The sequence below is a fragment of the Oceanospirillum multiglobuliferum genome (assembly GCF_900167095.1).
GTDB lineage: Bacteria > Pseudomonadota > Gammaproteobacteria > Pseudomonadales > Halomonadaceae > Oceanospirillum > Oceanospirillum multiglobuliferum.
The window spans coordinates 174428-188359 of record NZ_FUXG01000004.1; the positions used below are offsets into that span (position 1 = coordinate 174428).

The window sequence follows — 13932 nt, forward strand, 5'->3', positions numbered from 1 at the left end:
TGGTTTCATTTGAAATTATCATAGAAACTCTTGTCAGAAGACGCAAGTCTATTTTTGAGTGTCTATATGCTTTAGTCGAAATCACGTGCAGTTACCCGCTGATTTAAAAGCTATAACGGCATAATTTCAGGTTTATTTTAAAGCTTTTTGAATGTTTTTTTAGCTGTTAGTGAACTCTCGATGCATGGTTCGCCCTCTAAATATGACAAGAGTTAATAGTTTTAAATAAAACTAAACTGCTTGTATTAAGGCTGTGATATAGGGTACTTTTGCGTAATCTGCTATTAGACTGCCTGGATAAGTGCAAAACGATGAATGAACGAGTGAATGCCTCTTTAAAACTAGAGCAGTTTTTACCATATCGATTCAACCAGTTGGCTGAGCGTATCAGCTGCTCTTTGTCTACGATCTACTCTTCAGAGTTTGGTATCTCTATTTCGGAATGGCGCATTTTGGCGATGCTGGGTCAGCAGCCTACCATGATCTCAACGGATATAAGCCAACGCACGAAGATGGACAAGGCCAAAGTATCTCGTGCAGTGCAGCGCTTAGAAAAGCTGGGCTATCTACTAAGAGAGAAAGACATTCAAGATCATAGAGTCAGTCATTTAAGCCTGACCGACTCTGGTGTGGAGTTGTATAACGCTATAGTGCCTAAGGCCCTTGAATGGGAGGGCAACTTTGTGGGTACACTGTCAGCGCAAGAGTACAGAGACTTACATAATCTACTGAACAAACTCGATCAACAGATCAAGCACTGTTATCAAAAGTAGCCTTTATCAAACTATTTCTTTTGTGTTTTGTAATCGAAGACACCCAGTACTTGCATTCGGATCGACTGATTGATTAAGGCTGTTTTCAAAATAAAATGGTGTTGCTCAAGACTGAGCAGCACCTGTTCCTTGTGTACTGCTTTTGCACCTTGCACTTGATGTTTGAACTGCTGCTCCCCTTCGAGAGGCTCTCCACTTTTTGACTCTAAGTCTGGAGCGGAAAATGTCCAGCTAAGATTATGCTGCGCGAAGCTACTGTCGCCATTGTCTATTTTACTTGAGAGCGTCAGCGCGAGTTGCATTTTCTGCTCGGTTAGCTCTCCTCTGCTATTCAGGCTTTGATATTGCCAATCTAACGTCTTAGAAAGGCTGGCACTTTTGCCATTTTCAGCACTTAAGCTCAGGCTAGCTTTGGGCAAGCTAATAGACCTAAACTTCGGCTGTAGTATGTTTTCACCTCGGCTAATTTCAACTTCTGCATAACCTATTGTATTGGGTGCGGTAGGGTAAAAAAGTGTATGGACACCTGCGTCTAGCTCATTTGCTAGGCGTCGAGTTTTGTCTTCTACTCCACCATCAAGCTGCACCTGATCAAATGCATTAATCATCAAGTTGTTAGGGTAGGGCTGCGCTAACCAAGCATCCACTTTTTTGAACTGCATAGCCACTAGTGCAATAGCGACACCTGCAAGTAAGGCAACTGCAAGAAAGATGGTGCGTGGTGTACTTTTAATAGGTTTGCTATTCAAGGGGGGGATAGGGTCACGCTGAGATTTGTCCCAAACCTCGAAAATCTCAATGGGTTCATCAATGCCTTTTAACCGATAGTAACCATGAGAATGCCAGCCATAATGCTGTTGATGACTTAGCCAACCTTTAGCGCTATCAAATACAGTGTAACTAAGATAAATCTGCCCGCCATCGGCCAAGCTTTCAATTCGAGCTGCTCGGTTAACGTGGCGACCAAAGATATCTTGTGTAACCTGCCCCTCAACGGTGACTTGCCCCATATGCAGGCCGATACGCACCTCAATATCCTGCCATTGCTTATTTTGTTGATTAAACTCAATAATGCCCCGCTGAATATTAATTGCCCGCTCTACCGCTACGCTAGGCTCAGCAAACACTGCCATCACAGAGTCACCGATATGTTTAACCACTAAGCCCGCTTTGTCTGTCTCGATAATATTGATCAACAGTTGATCGTGAGCTTTGCGCAAGGCTGTGACATAGTCTTCTGCTTGTTGTTCAGAAAGCTCCGTATAGCCTTTAATGTCGGTAAACATCACCGTCAAAACTGTGGTGTGATGACTTAAAAGGTAGTTTTGTAGAGAACTGCTTTCCTGCTGGGAAAGCATCGGTGCGTTTTTTTGATCATCAGTTTGATCTGGCTGCATAACCGCGTATCCTTGGTTGCTGTTCTCTAAAAATACTTGGAATCAGTATATTTTCAAGTAATCTGCTTGCAATAAGATGCCAGCGTTGGAAAACTCTGCATACTCTTTATTTATCTGGATTGAATAAGTTAGGGAATCCATGTTCACAACTGCCCTTCGAAATCTCTCATCAGGCGTGATGCTTGGTCTGATTAGCACTGTACTCTCTCTCTCGTTCGCATCACTTTTATTCGGCTCAGGAGGTTACGGCGCATTCCAATCGGGTATCACTGTAATGCTGATCACCGCAGTGATTGCTACCTTAGCGATTGGCTGGTTCAGCTCCCATCCTAACATTGCAGCTATTCCTTTGCCGAGTGCTGTGGCGATGATGGCGGCATTGATTGCAGAGCAGTCAATCGCACAGCAAGATATTCGCATTATGATGGTTAGTGCAACCTTACTGACAGCTGCCGTAATGCTGGGTATTGGCCAGGCTAGATTGGGTAGGGCTATTCGATACCTCCCGCTTCCCGTTTTAGCAGGCTTTCTTGCGGGAGTGGGCTGGCTCTTCCTGATTGGTGGCATCAAACTGATTCAGCCGCAGTTGCTGTCGGTTGATCTGTTTTTAAACCCTTCAGTTTGGCTAGTACTGGCTTTTGGTGTGGCTCTGTTTTTTGCACAGAAAAAACTAGGCGGCTCTTTGGTATTGCCAACGGGCTTTTTACTACTGGTTTTTCTGTTTAACTTGCTGGGCGCAGGTATGCCTGAATGGTCGCAGAATTGGTTTTTCTCTGGGCGTAATATCTCTTTTTGGTCAGTGCAGTGGCTGCCTAATTACTCGGCAGTTCAAGTGGATACGCTAACAGATCTACCTTGGGGTGGAATTTTAACCCTAGCACTGATCAGTGTATTTTCTATGCTGCTCCAAGCCACCTCTTTAGAGTTGTCATTAGGTGAAGAGCTGGACTTAGATCGTGAGCTTAAAGTTGCCTCTGGTGCAAACCTATTATCAGGTTTGCTAGGGGGTGCGGTAGCTTCGCTGTCCTTAAGTCAAACCAGTCTGAATCGTGAACTAGGTGGAGAGGGTAAGGCGCCTTTCGTTGTTGCTGCAGTTGTAATTTTACTCTTCTGTCTGGCGGGGAGTTTCATCTGGCAAGTCTTGCCTTTACCTGCGGTGGGCGTGATTTTGGTATATCAGGGCTTGGTCTTTATGGATCAGTGGCTGATTCGCTCACGCAGCCGTTTCAGCATGATGGACTATCAGATTATCGCACTGATCTTTGCGGTAATTATTCTAAATGGTTTCTTAACAGCGGTATTGCTGGGTACATTGATCACCATTTTAATGTTTGTGCGTCAATATAGCCGTTTACGTGTCATTCATTTGAATACAGATGGCAGTACGTTACGTAGCCGAGTTGAGCGCCCACTGCGCCACCAAAAAGCACTGGTTAAATACGGCGATCGTGTGCGTATCGTGCGTTTAAAAGGTTTTCTGTTTTTTGGTACAGCTTATGGCTTATTAGAGGAGCTAAAGTCTTGCTTACAGCCACCTTGCGTGTTTCTGATTTTGGATTTTTCTCGCGTCACAGGTACTGACTCCTCAACCGCGAACGCCTTGCTACGCCTACATCAGTCATGCCAGCAGCGTAAGGTAATATTGTTACTAACTGGCACGCCTTTCGAATTGAAGCGCATTTTGGCAGCGTCTGGCATGAATCTGATAGACAGCACTGACGAAGGCGCCCAGCTTGCGCCCAAGACACTAATGCAAACTGCGGGGTTATTTCCAGACTGGGATCGTGCCCTAGAATGGTGTGAGAACGAGCTACTAAGCCGCCTGCCTACCACCGAGTCAGGTGAGTTCACCTTAGAGTCGGTGCTTAAAGAGCGCATGGACCTTATGCCCTACGAAGTGGTTCATCTAGTGCGCTACTTTGAGCCGGTTTCGGTGAAGGCGGGTGAGAAGTTTATTCAACAAGGCGACAAAGCCGATACCTTATACTTAATCACTAAAGGTCGTGTTGAAATTCAACTAGAGATAGAGGAAGGAACCCATCGACGTCTAAAAACGATGATGCCCGGTACTATTATTGGTGAAGTGGGTGTGTATACCAGCTCTATTCGTACCGCCTCAGCGGTAGCCTTGGTGGATACAGACTTAATGAAATTAAGTGCAAAATCACTTAATGATATGGAAGCACATAACCAACTGATGGCGGTGCGTTTACACCGTTTTGTGGTAATGCTATTGGCTGAGCGTCTTGCAGACTCCAACAAAGTATTGGGTGAGCTGTTCGATTAGCCTAATCACCCTGAAACAAAATAGATTGGAGTAAAAAGGGACTTTTTCTCTGATTCGTAGTCTAAAAGCCCGATCTATTATGAGATTGGGCTTTTTTGTTTACGAGTGAGTTATGGTGCCGATCAAAGTTTATCTGCTGAAAAAGCTAGTGAAATTTTTGGGGGCTTGGCTGCTGAGTAAAGCGGCGCAGGGCCTAAAAGAGAAACTGAAACGTTGGTTGTTTAAAACAGCACAGCAGCAGTATGAAAAACAGAAGCAGAAAAAGCAGGATAAAAAAGCAGAACAGTCGCAACAGTCCAGAACTTACACAGGTAAAAGCTGGCAACCACCAGCCAGTGCACAATCCTATTTGGCCTTGATTGATCGCGTTGAGCAGCAGCACCGGATGCCAGCACAGCTTTTAGCGCGATTGTTATGGCAAGAGTGTCGGTTTCGCCCTGATATTATCAAAGGCGACGTGATTAGTAGCGCAGGTGCCGTGGGTATCGCGCAAATCGTGCCAAGGTGGCACCCTGACGTCAATCCGCTAGATCCCCATGCCAGTATTCAATATGCAGGGCAGTACCTTGCTCAGCTACAAAAACGTTTTGGTGATTGGCCTACGGCTCTGGCGGCTTACAATTGGGGGCAGGGTAATGTAGCAAAGGCACAAGCTAAACATGGTCGAGACTGGTTAAAGCAAGCACCAAAAGAAACCCAAAACTATGTTCAGCAGATCTGCCAAGATCTGCAATACTGGACATAGTTAGCTTATCACCTACAAAACCTATCCCCCTATTGTCTGGCATCTATGCTTTGCCACTCTATTGTGTAGTCTTGAATAACACTTGTCCCGGCAGGTGTTATTCTGTTGATCACTCCATCTATGAGCAAAGGTATTCTTTTGAAAAAAATCGCAATATTTGTTGATGTGCAAAACATCTACTACACCACCCGTCAGGCTTATGGCCGTCAGTTTAATTACCGCAAATTCTGGCAGAAGATCAGTGCACAAGGCGAAATTGTTATTGCCAATGCTTATGCAATTCATAAAGGCGATGACCAACAGCTTAAGTTTCAATCAGCCCTTAAACACATCGGTTTTAACGTTAAATTGAAGCCCTTTATCCAGCGCAGCGATGGCTCTGCTAAAGGGGACTGGGATGTAGGTATTACCATAGATGTACTAGAAACAGCATCGCAGGTTGACTGCATTATACTGCTTTCCGGTGATGGTGATTTTGATCTGTTGCTCAACAAAATTCAGCATAAATATGGTGTTGAAGCGCAGGTTTATGGGGTGCCTGCCCTTACTGCCAGCTCATTAATCGAGGCCTCATCTGAGTTTCATGCGATTACAGAAGCTTTTTTGCAGTAAGAACGTCAGATGAACAGCATCTGTTTATCTGCTTTTAGTTTATTCGGTTTTTTAACGTAAAGGGCAATTCTTTAAAATTTCCCTTTACGTTAACGTCAACTTGGATTAAATTTGGTTTCAGCATAACAACCAAGCCGTTTTATTGGCTAAAAATAACAAAATTCAAATACCACACAGATAAGAGGCCTAGCCATGAAATCCATCTATAAAGAGTTCAATTTTGACCTCGGCGAAACCTACGACATGCTACGTGAGCAAGTTAACCGTTTTGCTGCTGATGAGATTGCGCCACGCGCTGCACAGATTGATATCGACAATGAATTCCCTGCCGATATGTGGCGTAAGTTTGGTGATATGGGCTTGTTAGGTATCACGGTTCCTGAAGAGTTTGGCGGTTCTGACATGGGTTATCTGGCCCACGTTATCGCAATGGAAGAGATCTCCCGCGCTTCTGCTTCTGTAGGTCTGTCTTATGGTGCCCACTCTAACCTGTGTGTGAACCAGATCAAATTAAACGGTAATCAAGCGCAGAAAGAAAAATATCTGCCAAAACTGGTTTCAGGTGAGCACATTGGCGCACTGGCAATGTCTGAGCCGGGTGCAGGTTCTGATGTTGTTAGCATGAAACTGCGTGCGGACAAAAAAGGTGACCGTTATATCCTGAACGGTAACAAAATGTGGATCACCAACGGTCCAGACGCCAACACCTACGTGATCTACGCCAAAACTGACGTGGCTGCGGGTTCTAAAGGTATCACCGCCTTTATCGTTGAGCGCGACTTCCCAGGCTTCAGCCGTCACCAGAAGCTAGACAAGCTGGGTATGCGCGGTTCAAACACCTGTGAGTTGGTGTTTGTAGACTGTGAAGTACCAGAAGAAAACGTGCTGGGCGAAGTGGGCAAAGGCGTTCGCGTACTGATGAGCGGCCTAGACTACGAGCGTACCGTATTAACAGGTGGTCCAACGGGTATCATGCAAGCGGCGATGGATCTGGTTGTACCTTATATCCACGACCGTGAGCAGTTCGGTCAATCCATTGGTGAGTTCCAACTGGTACAAGGCAAAGTGGCCGACATGTACACCACGATGAACGCTTGTAAGTCTTACCTATACAACGTAGCGAAAGCTTGCGACCGTGGTGAAACTTCACGTAAAGACGCAGCAGGTGTGATTCTGTACTGTGCAGAGAAAGCAACACAAGTGGCACTGGACGCGATTCAACTGCTAGGCGGTAACGGCTATATCAACGAGTTCCCAGCAGGTCGTTTACTGCGTGATGCCAAACTGTACGAAATTGGTGCGGGTACTTCAGAAGTACGTCGCATGCTGATTGGCCGTGAGCTGTTCAGCGAATCTAAATAAGCGCAACTAACCCTTGTCTCACCTTGCTTGTCATTCAGCAAGGCGAGACAAACGGGGTGCCAAAAACACCCCGCCAAACGATTTCGGTTTAACCGATACAGTTTTGGCGAGGCAGACTGAAAACTCCCCCCTGCACGACCCTTTTCGGTTTGTCTCGCCAATTTATGCCTCCAAGGAGCACGACATGGCGGTTATCAAAAGTAAAATAAACACCCGCTCCGATGAGTTTCTGAACAACACGGGCAATATGAAGCGCCTTGTTCAGGATCTACGCGACAAACTGGCTCAGATTAAATTGGGCGGCGGTGAAGCCGCTCAGAAGAAACACCTCGACCGTGGCAAACTACTTCCGCGCGAACGTATCAACACCCTGCTAGATGAAGGCGCGCCTTTCCTAGAGCTGTCGCAACTGGCGGCTTTAGATGTGTACAGCGATAACGTACCTTCAGCCGGCATCATCACCGGTATCGGTCGTGTTAGTGGCCAAGAGTGTATGATCATCGCCAACGATGCCACCACCAAAGGCGGCACCTACTACCCGCTGACCGTGAAAAAACACCTGCGCGCGCAAGAGATCGCTGAAAAGAACCACCTACCTTGTGTGTATCTGGTGGATTCAGGCGGTGCGAACCTGCCGAACCAAGATGACGTATTCCCAGATCGTGACCACTTCGGTCGCATCTTCTACAACCAAGCCAACATGTCGGCCAAAGGTATTCCACAAATCGCCGTGGTGATGGGCTCCTGTACGGCGGGTGGTGCTTATGTACCTGCGATGGCAGACGAATCCATTATTGTGCGTCAGCAAGGCACCATCTTCTTGGCTGGCCCACCGCTGGTAAAAGCCGCAACAGGTGAAGTGATCTCTGCTGAAGACCTAGGCGGTGCCGATGTGCACTGTAAAGTTTCAGGTGTGGCCGACCACTACGCGATGAACGACCAACACGCACTGCAAATTGCCCGTAAGTGTGTGTCGCGTTTGAACCCGCACAAGCAAGTGACCTTAGACGTACAACCGAGTCGTCCACCGCTATACGACCCTGAAGAGATTTACGGCATTGTGTCCGAAGACCTACGTAAGCCTTATGACGTGCGTGAAGTGATCGCCCGTATGGTGGATGGTTCAGAGTTTGACGAATTCAAACAACTGTACGGCACCACACTGGTGACAGGTTTTGCCCGTTTACACGGCTATCCTGTCGGCATTATCGCCAACAACGGCGTGTTGTTCTCTGAAGCGGCATTAAAAGGCGCACACTTTATTGAGCTTTGCGCCCAGCGTGGCATCCCACTGGTGTTCCTACAAAACATCACAGGCTTTATGGTCGGTGGTAAGTACGAATCTGAAGGGATCGCCAAAAACGGTGCCAAAATGGTAATGGCCGTGGCTTGTGCCAAAGTGCCTAAATTCACCGTACTGATTGGCGGTAGTTTTGGTGCGGGTAACTACGGCATGTGTGGTCGCGCTTATGACCCAACCATGATGTGGATGTGGCCTAACGCCCGTATCTCTGTCATGGGTGGCGAACAAGCCGCTGGCGTATTGGCGCAGGTGAAACGCGACAATATGGAGCGTAAAGGTGAGACTTGGGCCGCAGAAGATGAAGCAGCCTTCAAAAAGCCAATCGTTGATCAATATGAGCACCAAGGCCATCCGTACTACGCCAGTGCGCGTCTGTGGGATGACGGTGTGATTGATCCAGCTCAAACCCGTGATGCGTTAGGTTTAGCCATTTCGGCTGCCCTGAACGCCCCTGCTAAGGACACGCGTTTTGGCGTGTTCCGCATGTAATCGGAGAGACAACAATGACTGATAAACAAGTATTGTGTGAAATCTCCGATCAGGGTGTCGCGTCTGTTATTTTGAATCGTCCGGAAGTGCATAACGCATTTGACGACAAACTGATCGCTGACATTCTAGCGGTGCTAGATGATCTGAACCGTAATGATGCGGTGCGCGTGGTGGTACTGCGTTCTAACGGCAAATCATTCTCCGCAGGTGCAGACCTTGGCTGGATGAAGCGCATGGCGCAATACAGCTTTGAAGACAACTTCAAAGATGCTGGCGAGCTGGCGCGTCTGATGCACACGCTGAACAACCTGAACAAGCCCTCCATCGCCCTAGTACAAGGTGCCGCTTATGGTGGCGCGGTAGGCTTAGCGGCGTGTTGCGACATCTGTATCGCCTCTGACAAAGCGCGCTTTTGCTTGAGTGAAGTGAAAATCGGTTTATCTCCTGCGGTAATCAGCCCCTTCGTGGTGGCGGCAATGGGCGAGCGTGCTGCCCGTCGTTATTTCCTAACCGCAGAAGTGTTTAATGGTGCAGAAGCGGTACAGATGGGCTTAGCACACCAGTTGGTTGAGCATGATCAACTTGATCAGGCCGCCGATGAGATGGTGCAAAAGCTGCTGGCGAACAGCCCGCAAAGTGTGCGTCGTACCAAAGAACTGATCGCTCGTGTGGCCAAAGGCCCGATTGATCAAGAGATGATCGAATACACCCAACGCTTGATCGCTGAAATTCGTGTTTCAGAAGAGGGTCAAGAAGGTTTAGGTGCATTTTTTGAAAAACGCGCGCCAAGCTGGCAGCGATAACCGGAGGAACCCTATGTTTAACAAGATTCTGATCGCCAACCGCGGCGAAATCGCATGTCGGGTTATTCGCACAGCACACCTGCTGGGTATTCGTTGCGTTGCGATTTACTCCGAAGCTGATGCCAAAGCGATGCACGTGGCAATGGCGGATGAAGCCGTCTGCGTAGGCCCAGCGGCCAGCAAAGACAGCTACCTGAAAATGGACACTATTTTAGAAGTGGCCAAACAAACGGGCGCGCAAGCGATTCACCCCGGTTACGGCTTCCTGTCTGAAAACGCCACCTTTGTACAGAAATGCCAAGATGCAGGCGTGGTCTTTATCGGCCCACCAGCCCCTGCCATTGTGGCAATGGGTTCAAAAAGTGCGGCCAAACGCATTATGGAAGACGCTGGCGTACCTTTGGTGCCCGGTTATCACGGCGAAGATCAAGACCCTGCGGTTTTGAGAAAACACTCAGACGCAATGGGTTATCCTGTTCTGCTGAAAGCCACCGCAGGTGGTGGTGGTAAAGGGATGCGCGTGGTCTGGTCTGCGGATGAGTTCACCAGCGCCCTAGAAGCCGCCAAACGTGAAGCGATGAACGGCTTTGGCGACGACACCATGCTGGTTGAGAAATACCTCACCAAGCCGCGTCACGTTGAAATTCAAGTGTTCTGCGACCAACACGGCAACAGTGTTTATTTAGCAGAGCGTGATTGCTCGGTACAGCGTCGTCACCAGAAAGTGGTTGAAGAAGCACCAGCACCGGGTATGAGCCCTGAGCTGCGCAAAGCGATGGGTGAAGCCGCCGTACGTGCCGCAGAGGCCATCGGTTATGAAGGCGCAGGCACAGTTGAGTTCCTGTTAGATGAAGACGGTTCATTCTACTTTATGGAGATGAACACCCGTCTACAGGTTGAGCACCCAGTAACCGAATTGATCACAGGTCAAGATCTGGTTGAGTGGCAGCTAAAAGTGGCGTCAGGTCAGCCGCTGCCAATTTCACAAGATGAGGTACAGATCAACGGCCATGCGGTTGAAGTGCGTATCTATGCGGAAGATCCAGAGAACGACTTCCTACCGGCCACAGGTAAACTCGAATACCTACGCACCCCAGAAGAGAACCGCTTTGTGCGCGTTGACACAGGTGTGCGTGAAGGCGACGAAGTGAGCATCTACTACGATCCAATGATCGCCAAACTGATCGTATGGGATGAGAACCGTGACCGTGCCATGCAGCGTATGAGTCAGGCGCTGACCGAATACCGCATCGCAGGTATGAAAACCAACACCCACTTCCTGAAGCGTTTGATCGACAACAGCGCTTTCCGTGCCGCAGAACTGGACACGGGCTTTATTGAAAAGCACGAAGCGGAGCTGTTCTCAAACCAAGGGGGCAGTCATGGTGCAAACCCGTTAGCACTGGCCGCGCTGTACACCCTGCTGAAACAAGCACAAGAGCGTGCCGTAGAAGCAGAACGCAGCCGCGACACCACCTCGCCTTGGCACCTGTTCACGGGCTGGCGCATGAACGAAACGCCACACCTACCGATTCGCTTCAAAGTGGGCGAAGAGGAGAAAACCGTACAGGTGAACTGGATCGAACAGGGCTACCGTTTAGAGATCGACGGCCATATCCTGATCGCCAACGGCAAACTGAACGACGACCGCCTGCAAGCCAGCTTGAACGGCCACAGCCGTAACGCCTTTGTGGCAGAGCTAAACGGCCATGTCACCCTGTTCACTGACCAAGGCGCGTTTGAATGCCAATGGTTGCGTCCAGACCTCGACAGCCACGATTTTGAAGAAGAAGGCGGCAGCTTAACCGCACCAATGAACGGCAGCATCGTCGCCGTATTGGTTGAAGCGGGTCAGCAAGTGAAGAAAGGCACCGCACTGGTGATCATGGAAGCGATGAAAATGGAACACACCATCACCGCCGCCAGCGATGGCACCGTGACCGAAGTGTTCTACCGCGCAGGTGATCTTGTGGCAGGTGGCGCTGACCTACTGGCCTTTGAGGCAGCGGAGGCTTAATCATGGCGCAGCTACCTCAATTTGTTCGCATGGTAGAAGTTGGCCCTCGTGACGGCCTACAAAACGAAGCAGGCGATGTGATCAGCACCGAGATCAAACTCGAACTGATCCACCGCCTAGCCGATGCGGGCGTACCTTATATCGAAGCCGCCAGCTTTGTGTCACCCAAATGGGTGCCACAAATGGGCGATGCACAAGCCGTTATGACAGGCATACAGCGTAAAGCAGGCGTCACCTACGCCGCTTTAACGCCCAACCTGAAAGGCTTAGAAAGCGCCATCGCTTGCGGTGTAGAAGAGGTTGCCGTATTTGGTGCCGCCTCAGAAGCTTTCTCGCAAAAGAACATCAACTGTTCAATTGCCGAAAGCCTAGAGCGCTTCGCCCCCGTGATGGAACTGGCAAAAGCCCACAACATTCGCGTGCGTGGCTATGTCTCTTGCACACTGGGCTGCCCTTACGAAGGTGAGGTTGCCCCTGAAAAAGTGGCCGAAGTAGCAAAAGCCCTGTACGACATGGGCTGTTATGAAATTTCGCTGGGTGACACCGTAGGCGTGGGCACCCCTCTTAAAGCGAAAGCAATGGTGCGTGCTGTCAGTCGTCATGTTCCGGTTGATCGGCTGGCAGCCCACTTCCACGACACCTACGGCCAAGCCCTAGCCAACATCTACGCCGTGCTTGAAGAAGGCATCAGCGTAGTCGACAGCTCAGTGGGTGGCCTAGGCGGTTGCCCATACGCCAAGGGTGCCGCAGGTAACGTCGCCAGTGAAGACGTGCTTTATATGCTGCAAGGCTTAGGCATCGAAACGGGGATTGATCTGGATAAACTGATCGCAACAGGCCAGTTTATCACCAGCAGCATCAACCGCCCGAACCGCTCCAAAGTTGGTTTAGCCCGCTGCGCGGATTAACCCGACCGTAACAAAGTTTCATCCTCTATCTACCTTTGACCAGCTCAGTGATGAGCTGGTTTTTTTGTTTTAGCGTGAGCACCAGTTAACGGGGAGACTCTCTCGAATAAAGTACGATACCCACCCGATCAATATGCGCCTTAAGCGCGGGTTCGGCCAGACTGCCATAATCCAAAACATCAAACATATAGGGTAGCGGTATGACTTCATTCAACTGCTCAGCAAGTCTTGTGACGCTATCGTAGGCAACCTCTTCCCCCTTGATGGCCAGATCAACATCGGAGCCTTTACGGTGACAACCCTTAGCACGCGAGCCAAACAGCACCAATTGCTCAATTTCCGGTTGCTGCTTTGCAGACTGCACAATCCACTGAATATCCTCTGTTGTTAGCCCTGTATGTAGCTGAATATTCATGGCTCGATCATCGCCTTAAACTTATCTCGCAGACTGACCAACAGTGGGTAGTAATCCTCACGTATCTTCTGCTCAACAAGCACTGCCGTCGCTTCGTTGTAGGTGTGTGTGGTCAGATTGCGATCTTCTAACGCTTGAATCCACAGATGTCCAGACTCCAATAGCTCATTTTGGAACGCTTGTTTGATAGCTGAGCGAGGGCTGTTTACCTCAAAACCTTCTGACTGTTGATAGTCCTTCAACAGCTTCCAAGAAAGCTCAAACGCCATCTCAAAAAACTGAATGATGCCCGCACGCTCAACCACACTGGGATGTTGAATAGTGATGGCTTGCTCTAGCAAAGAAAAAGCATTGCTAAACTGCCGAAAACGCTGATGCCAGCGAATATCTTCATCGGTCATAAAGGGAATCCTGTCGTTTTTGGCGATGAGTATAAAGAGAGCAATAATACCACCAAACTAATGGGGGTTGGCATTGGCATCCCGCTCTGGATTTACTTGTTTTTATATACAGTCTATTTGGGGCTTTGTAGAAAATCGTGCTCACTTTGTCAGACTTAATGCTCGGTTTACCAGTACGATGAAATTGGATAAGCTGCAAAATCAATGAATTATGGAAATCGTGACCGCCTTTATATTTAAAAGCACAGGCGCACGGCTGCTCTTAGTATAAAAGAGCGTGATAATGTGCGTTTAGCAAGGAAGCAGTCGGATCAAGAGATGGAGTTCTCCTTTCTAATCAAACACTTCTTTGTTTATATGTCGGTATATTGAAATCGGCGAAACGAGCATGTCTGATATTAAAAATGTTAGTTTCTGAAT

Annotated in this window: 12 protein-coding genes; 9 read left to right on the plus strand and 3 right to left on the minus strand. The window is 48.6% G+C overall.

Annotated features, from left to right (window positions below; translation table 11 throughout):
• The first annotated feature begins 311 nt into the window (after positions 1 to 311).
• Positions 312 to 773, plus strand: coding sequence for a MarR family winged helix-turn-helix transcriptional regulator (locus B5D26_RS04610; protein WP_078744524.1), 462 nt, complete (start codon positions 312 to 314; stop codon positions 771 to 773).
• Between the two features lie 11 nt (positions 774 to 784).
• Here B5D26_RS04610 and B5D26_RS04615 read toward each other — a convergent pair whose 3' ends face one another.
• A complete protein-coding gene (locus B5D26_RS04615) occupies positions 785 to 2170 on the minus strand; it encodes an adenylate/guanylate cyclase domain-containing protein (RefSeq protein ID WP_078744525.1) in 1386 nt (461 codons plus the stop codon).
• A gap of 139 nt (positions 2171 to 2309) precedes the next feature.
• Here B5D26_RS04615 and B5D26_RS04620 point away from each other — a divergent pair, with 139 nt between their 5' ends.
• From B5D26_RS04620 to B5D26_RS04655, 8 genes are all read left to right on the plus strand, one after another.
• Positions 2310 to 4457, plus strand: coding sequence for an SLC26A/SulP transporter family protein (locus B5D26_RS04620; protein ID WP_078744526.1), 2148 nt, complete (start codon positions 2310 to 2312; stop codon positions 4455 to 4457).
• A gap of 112 nt (positions 4458 to 4569) precedes the next feature.
• Positions 4570 to 5202, plus strand: a complete 633-nt coding sequence (locus tag B5D26_RS04625) for a lytic transglycosylase domain-containing protein (RefSeq protein WP_078744527.1) — start codon at positions 4570 to 4572, stop codon at positions 5200 to 5202.
• Between the two features lie 138 nt (positions 5203 to 5340).
• Positions 5341 to 5814 carry a LabA-like NYN domain-containing protein gene (locus tag B5D26_RS04630; protein ID WP_200810616.1) on the plus strand — a complete coding sequence of 158 codons (474 nt, stop codon included), beginning with the start codon at positions 5341 to 5343 and terminating at the stop codon, positions 5812 to 5814.
• A gap of 192 nt (positions 5815 to 6006) precedes the next feature.
• Positions 6007 to 7176 carry an isovaleryl-CoA dehydrogenase gene (locus B5D26_RS04635; protein WP_078744529.1) on the plus strand — a complete coding sequence of 390 codons (1170 nt, stop codon included), beginning with the start codon at positions 6007 to 6009 and terminating at the stop codon, positions 7174 to 7176.
• Positions 7177 to 7360: 184 nt separating this feature from the next.
• A complete protein-coding gene (locus B5D26_RS04640) occupies positions 7361 to 8968 on the plus strand; it encodes a carboxyl transferase domain-containing protein (RefSeq protein WP_078744530.1) in 1608 nt (535 codons plus the stop codon).
• Between the two features lie 14 nt (positions 8969 to 8982).
• The gene (locus B5D26_RS04645) at positions 8983 to 9771 is read left to right on the plus strand and encodes an enoyl-CoA hydratase/isomerase family protein (protein WP_078744531.1); all 789 of its coding nucleotides are present in this window, start codon (positions 8983 to 8985) and stop codon (positions 9769 to 9771) included.
• A 13-nt stretch (positions 9772 to 9784) separates the two neighbouring features.
• Positions 9785 to 11788 (plus strand): acetyl/propionyl/methylcrotonyl-CoA carboxylase subunit alpha, encoded by a 2004-nt coding sequence (locus B5D26_RS04650; RefSeq protein ID WP_078744532.1) that lies wholly within the window; start codon positions 9785 to 9787, stop codon positions 11786 to 11788.
• Positions 11789 to 11790: 2 nt separating this feature from the next.
• Positions 11791 to 12696 carry a hydroxymethylglutaryl-CoA lyase gene (locus B5D26_RS04655; protein ID WP_078744533.1) on the plus strand — a complete coding sequence of 302 codons (906 nt, stop codon included), beginning with the start codon at positions 11791 to 11793 and terminating at the stop codon, positions 12694 to 12696.
• 85 nt (positions 12697 to 12781) lie between these two features.
• On the opposite strand, the gene B5D26_RS04660 is transcribed toward B5D26_RS04655, so the two are convergent.
• Together B5D26_RS04660 and B5D26_RS04665 are read right to left on the minus strand one after the other, a co-directional pair.
• Positions 12782 to 13111 carry a nucleotidyltransferase domain-containing protein gene (locus B5D26_RS04660; RefSeq protein ID WP_078744534.1) on the minus strand — a complete coding sequence of 110 codons (330 nt, stop codon included), beginning with the start codon at positions 13109 to 13111 and terminating at the stop codon, positions 12782 to 12784.
• Positions 13108 to 13512: a nucleotidyltransferase substrate binding protein gene (locus tag B5D26_RS04665; protein WP_078744535.1), complete on the minus strand. Its 405-nt coding sequence runs from the start codon at positions 13510 to 13512 to the stop codon at positions 13108 to 13110. Before B5D26_RS04665 ends, B5D26_RS04660 begins: the two co-directional genes overlap by 4 nt.
• Positions 13513 to 13932 lie beyond the last annotated feature (420 nt).

What these genes read in the sequence shown, in the direction of transcription:
- B5D26_RS04650 (WP_078744532.1), top strand. Translation starts at nt 9,785, where the DNA reads ATGTTTAACAAGATTCTGATCGCCAACCGCGGCGAAATCGCATGTCGG.
- B5D26_RS04655 (WP_078744533.1), top strand. Translation starts at nt 11,791, where the DNA reads ATGGCGCAGCTACCTCAATTTGTTCGCATGGTAGAAGTTGGCCCTCGT.
- B5D26_RS04610 (WP_078744524.1), top strand. Translation starts at nt 312, where the DNA reads ATGAATGAACGAGTGAATGCCTCTTTAAAACTAGAGCAGTTTTTACCA.
- B5D26_RS04665 (WP_078744535.1), bottom strand. Translation starts at nt 13,512, where the DNA reads ATGACCGATGAAGATATTCGCTGGCATCAGCGTTTTCGGCAGTTTAGC.
- B5D26_RS04645 (WP_078744531.1), top strand. Translation starts at nt 8,983, where the DNA reads ATGACTGATAAACAAGTATTGTGTGAAATCTCCGATCAGGGTGTCGCG.
- B5D26_RS04615 (WP_078744525.1), bottom strand. Translation starts at nt 2,170, where the DNA reads ATGCAGCCAGATCAAACTGATGATCAAAAAAACGCACCGATGCTTTCC.
- B5D26_RS04620 (WP_078744526.1), top strand. Translation starts at nt 2,310, where the DNA reads ATGTTCACAACTGCCCTTCGAAATCTCTCATCAGGCGTGATGCTTGGT.
- B5D26_RS04635 (WP_078744529.1), top strand. Translation starts at nt 6,007, where the DNA reads ATGAAATCCATCTATAAAGAGTTCAATTTTGACCTCGGCGAAACCTAC.
- B5D26_RS04640 (WP_078744530.1), top strand. Translation starts at nt 7,361, where the DNA reads ATGGCGGTTATCAAAAGTAAAATAAACACCCGCTCCGATGAGTTTCTG.
- B5D26_RS04660 (WP_078744534.1), bottom strand. Translation starts at nt 13,111, where the DNA reads ATGAATATTCAGCTACATACAGGGCTAACAACAGAGGATATTCAGTGG.
- B5D26_RS04625 (WP_078744527.1), top strand. Translation starts at nt 4,570, where the DNA reads ATGGTGCCGATCAAAGTTTATCTGCTGAAAAAGCTAGTGAAATTTTTG.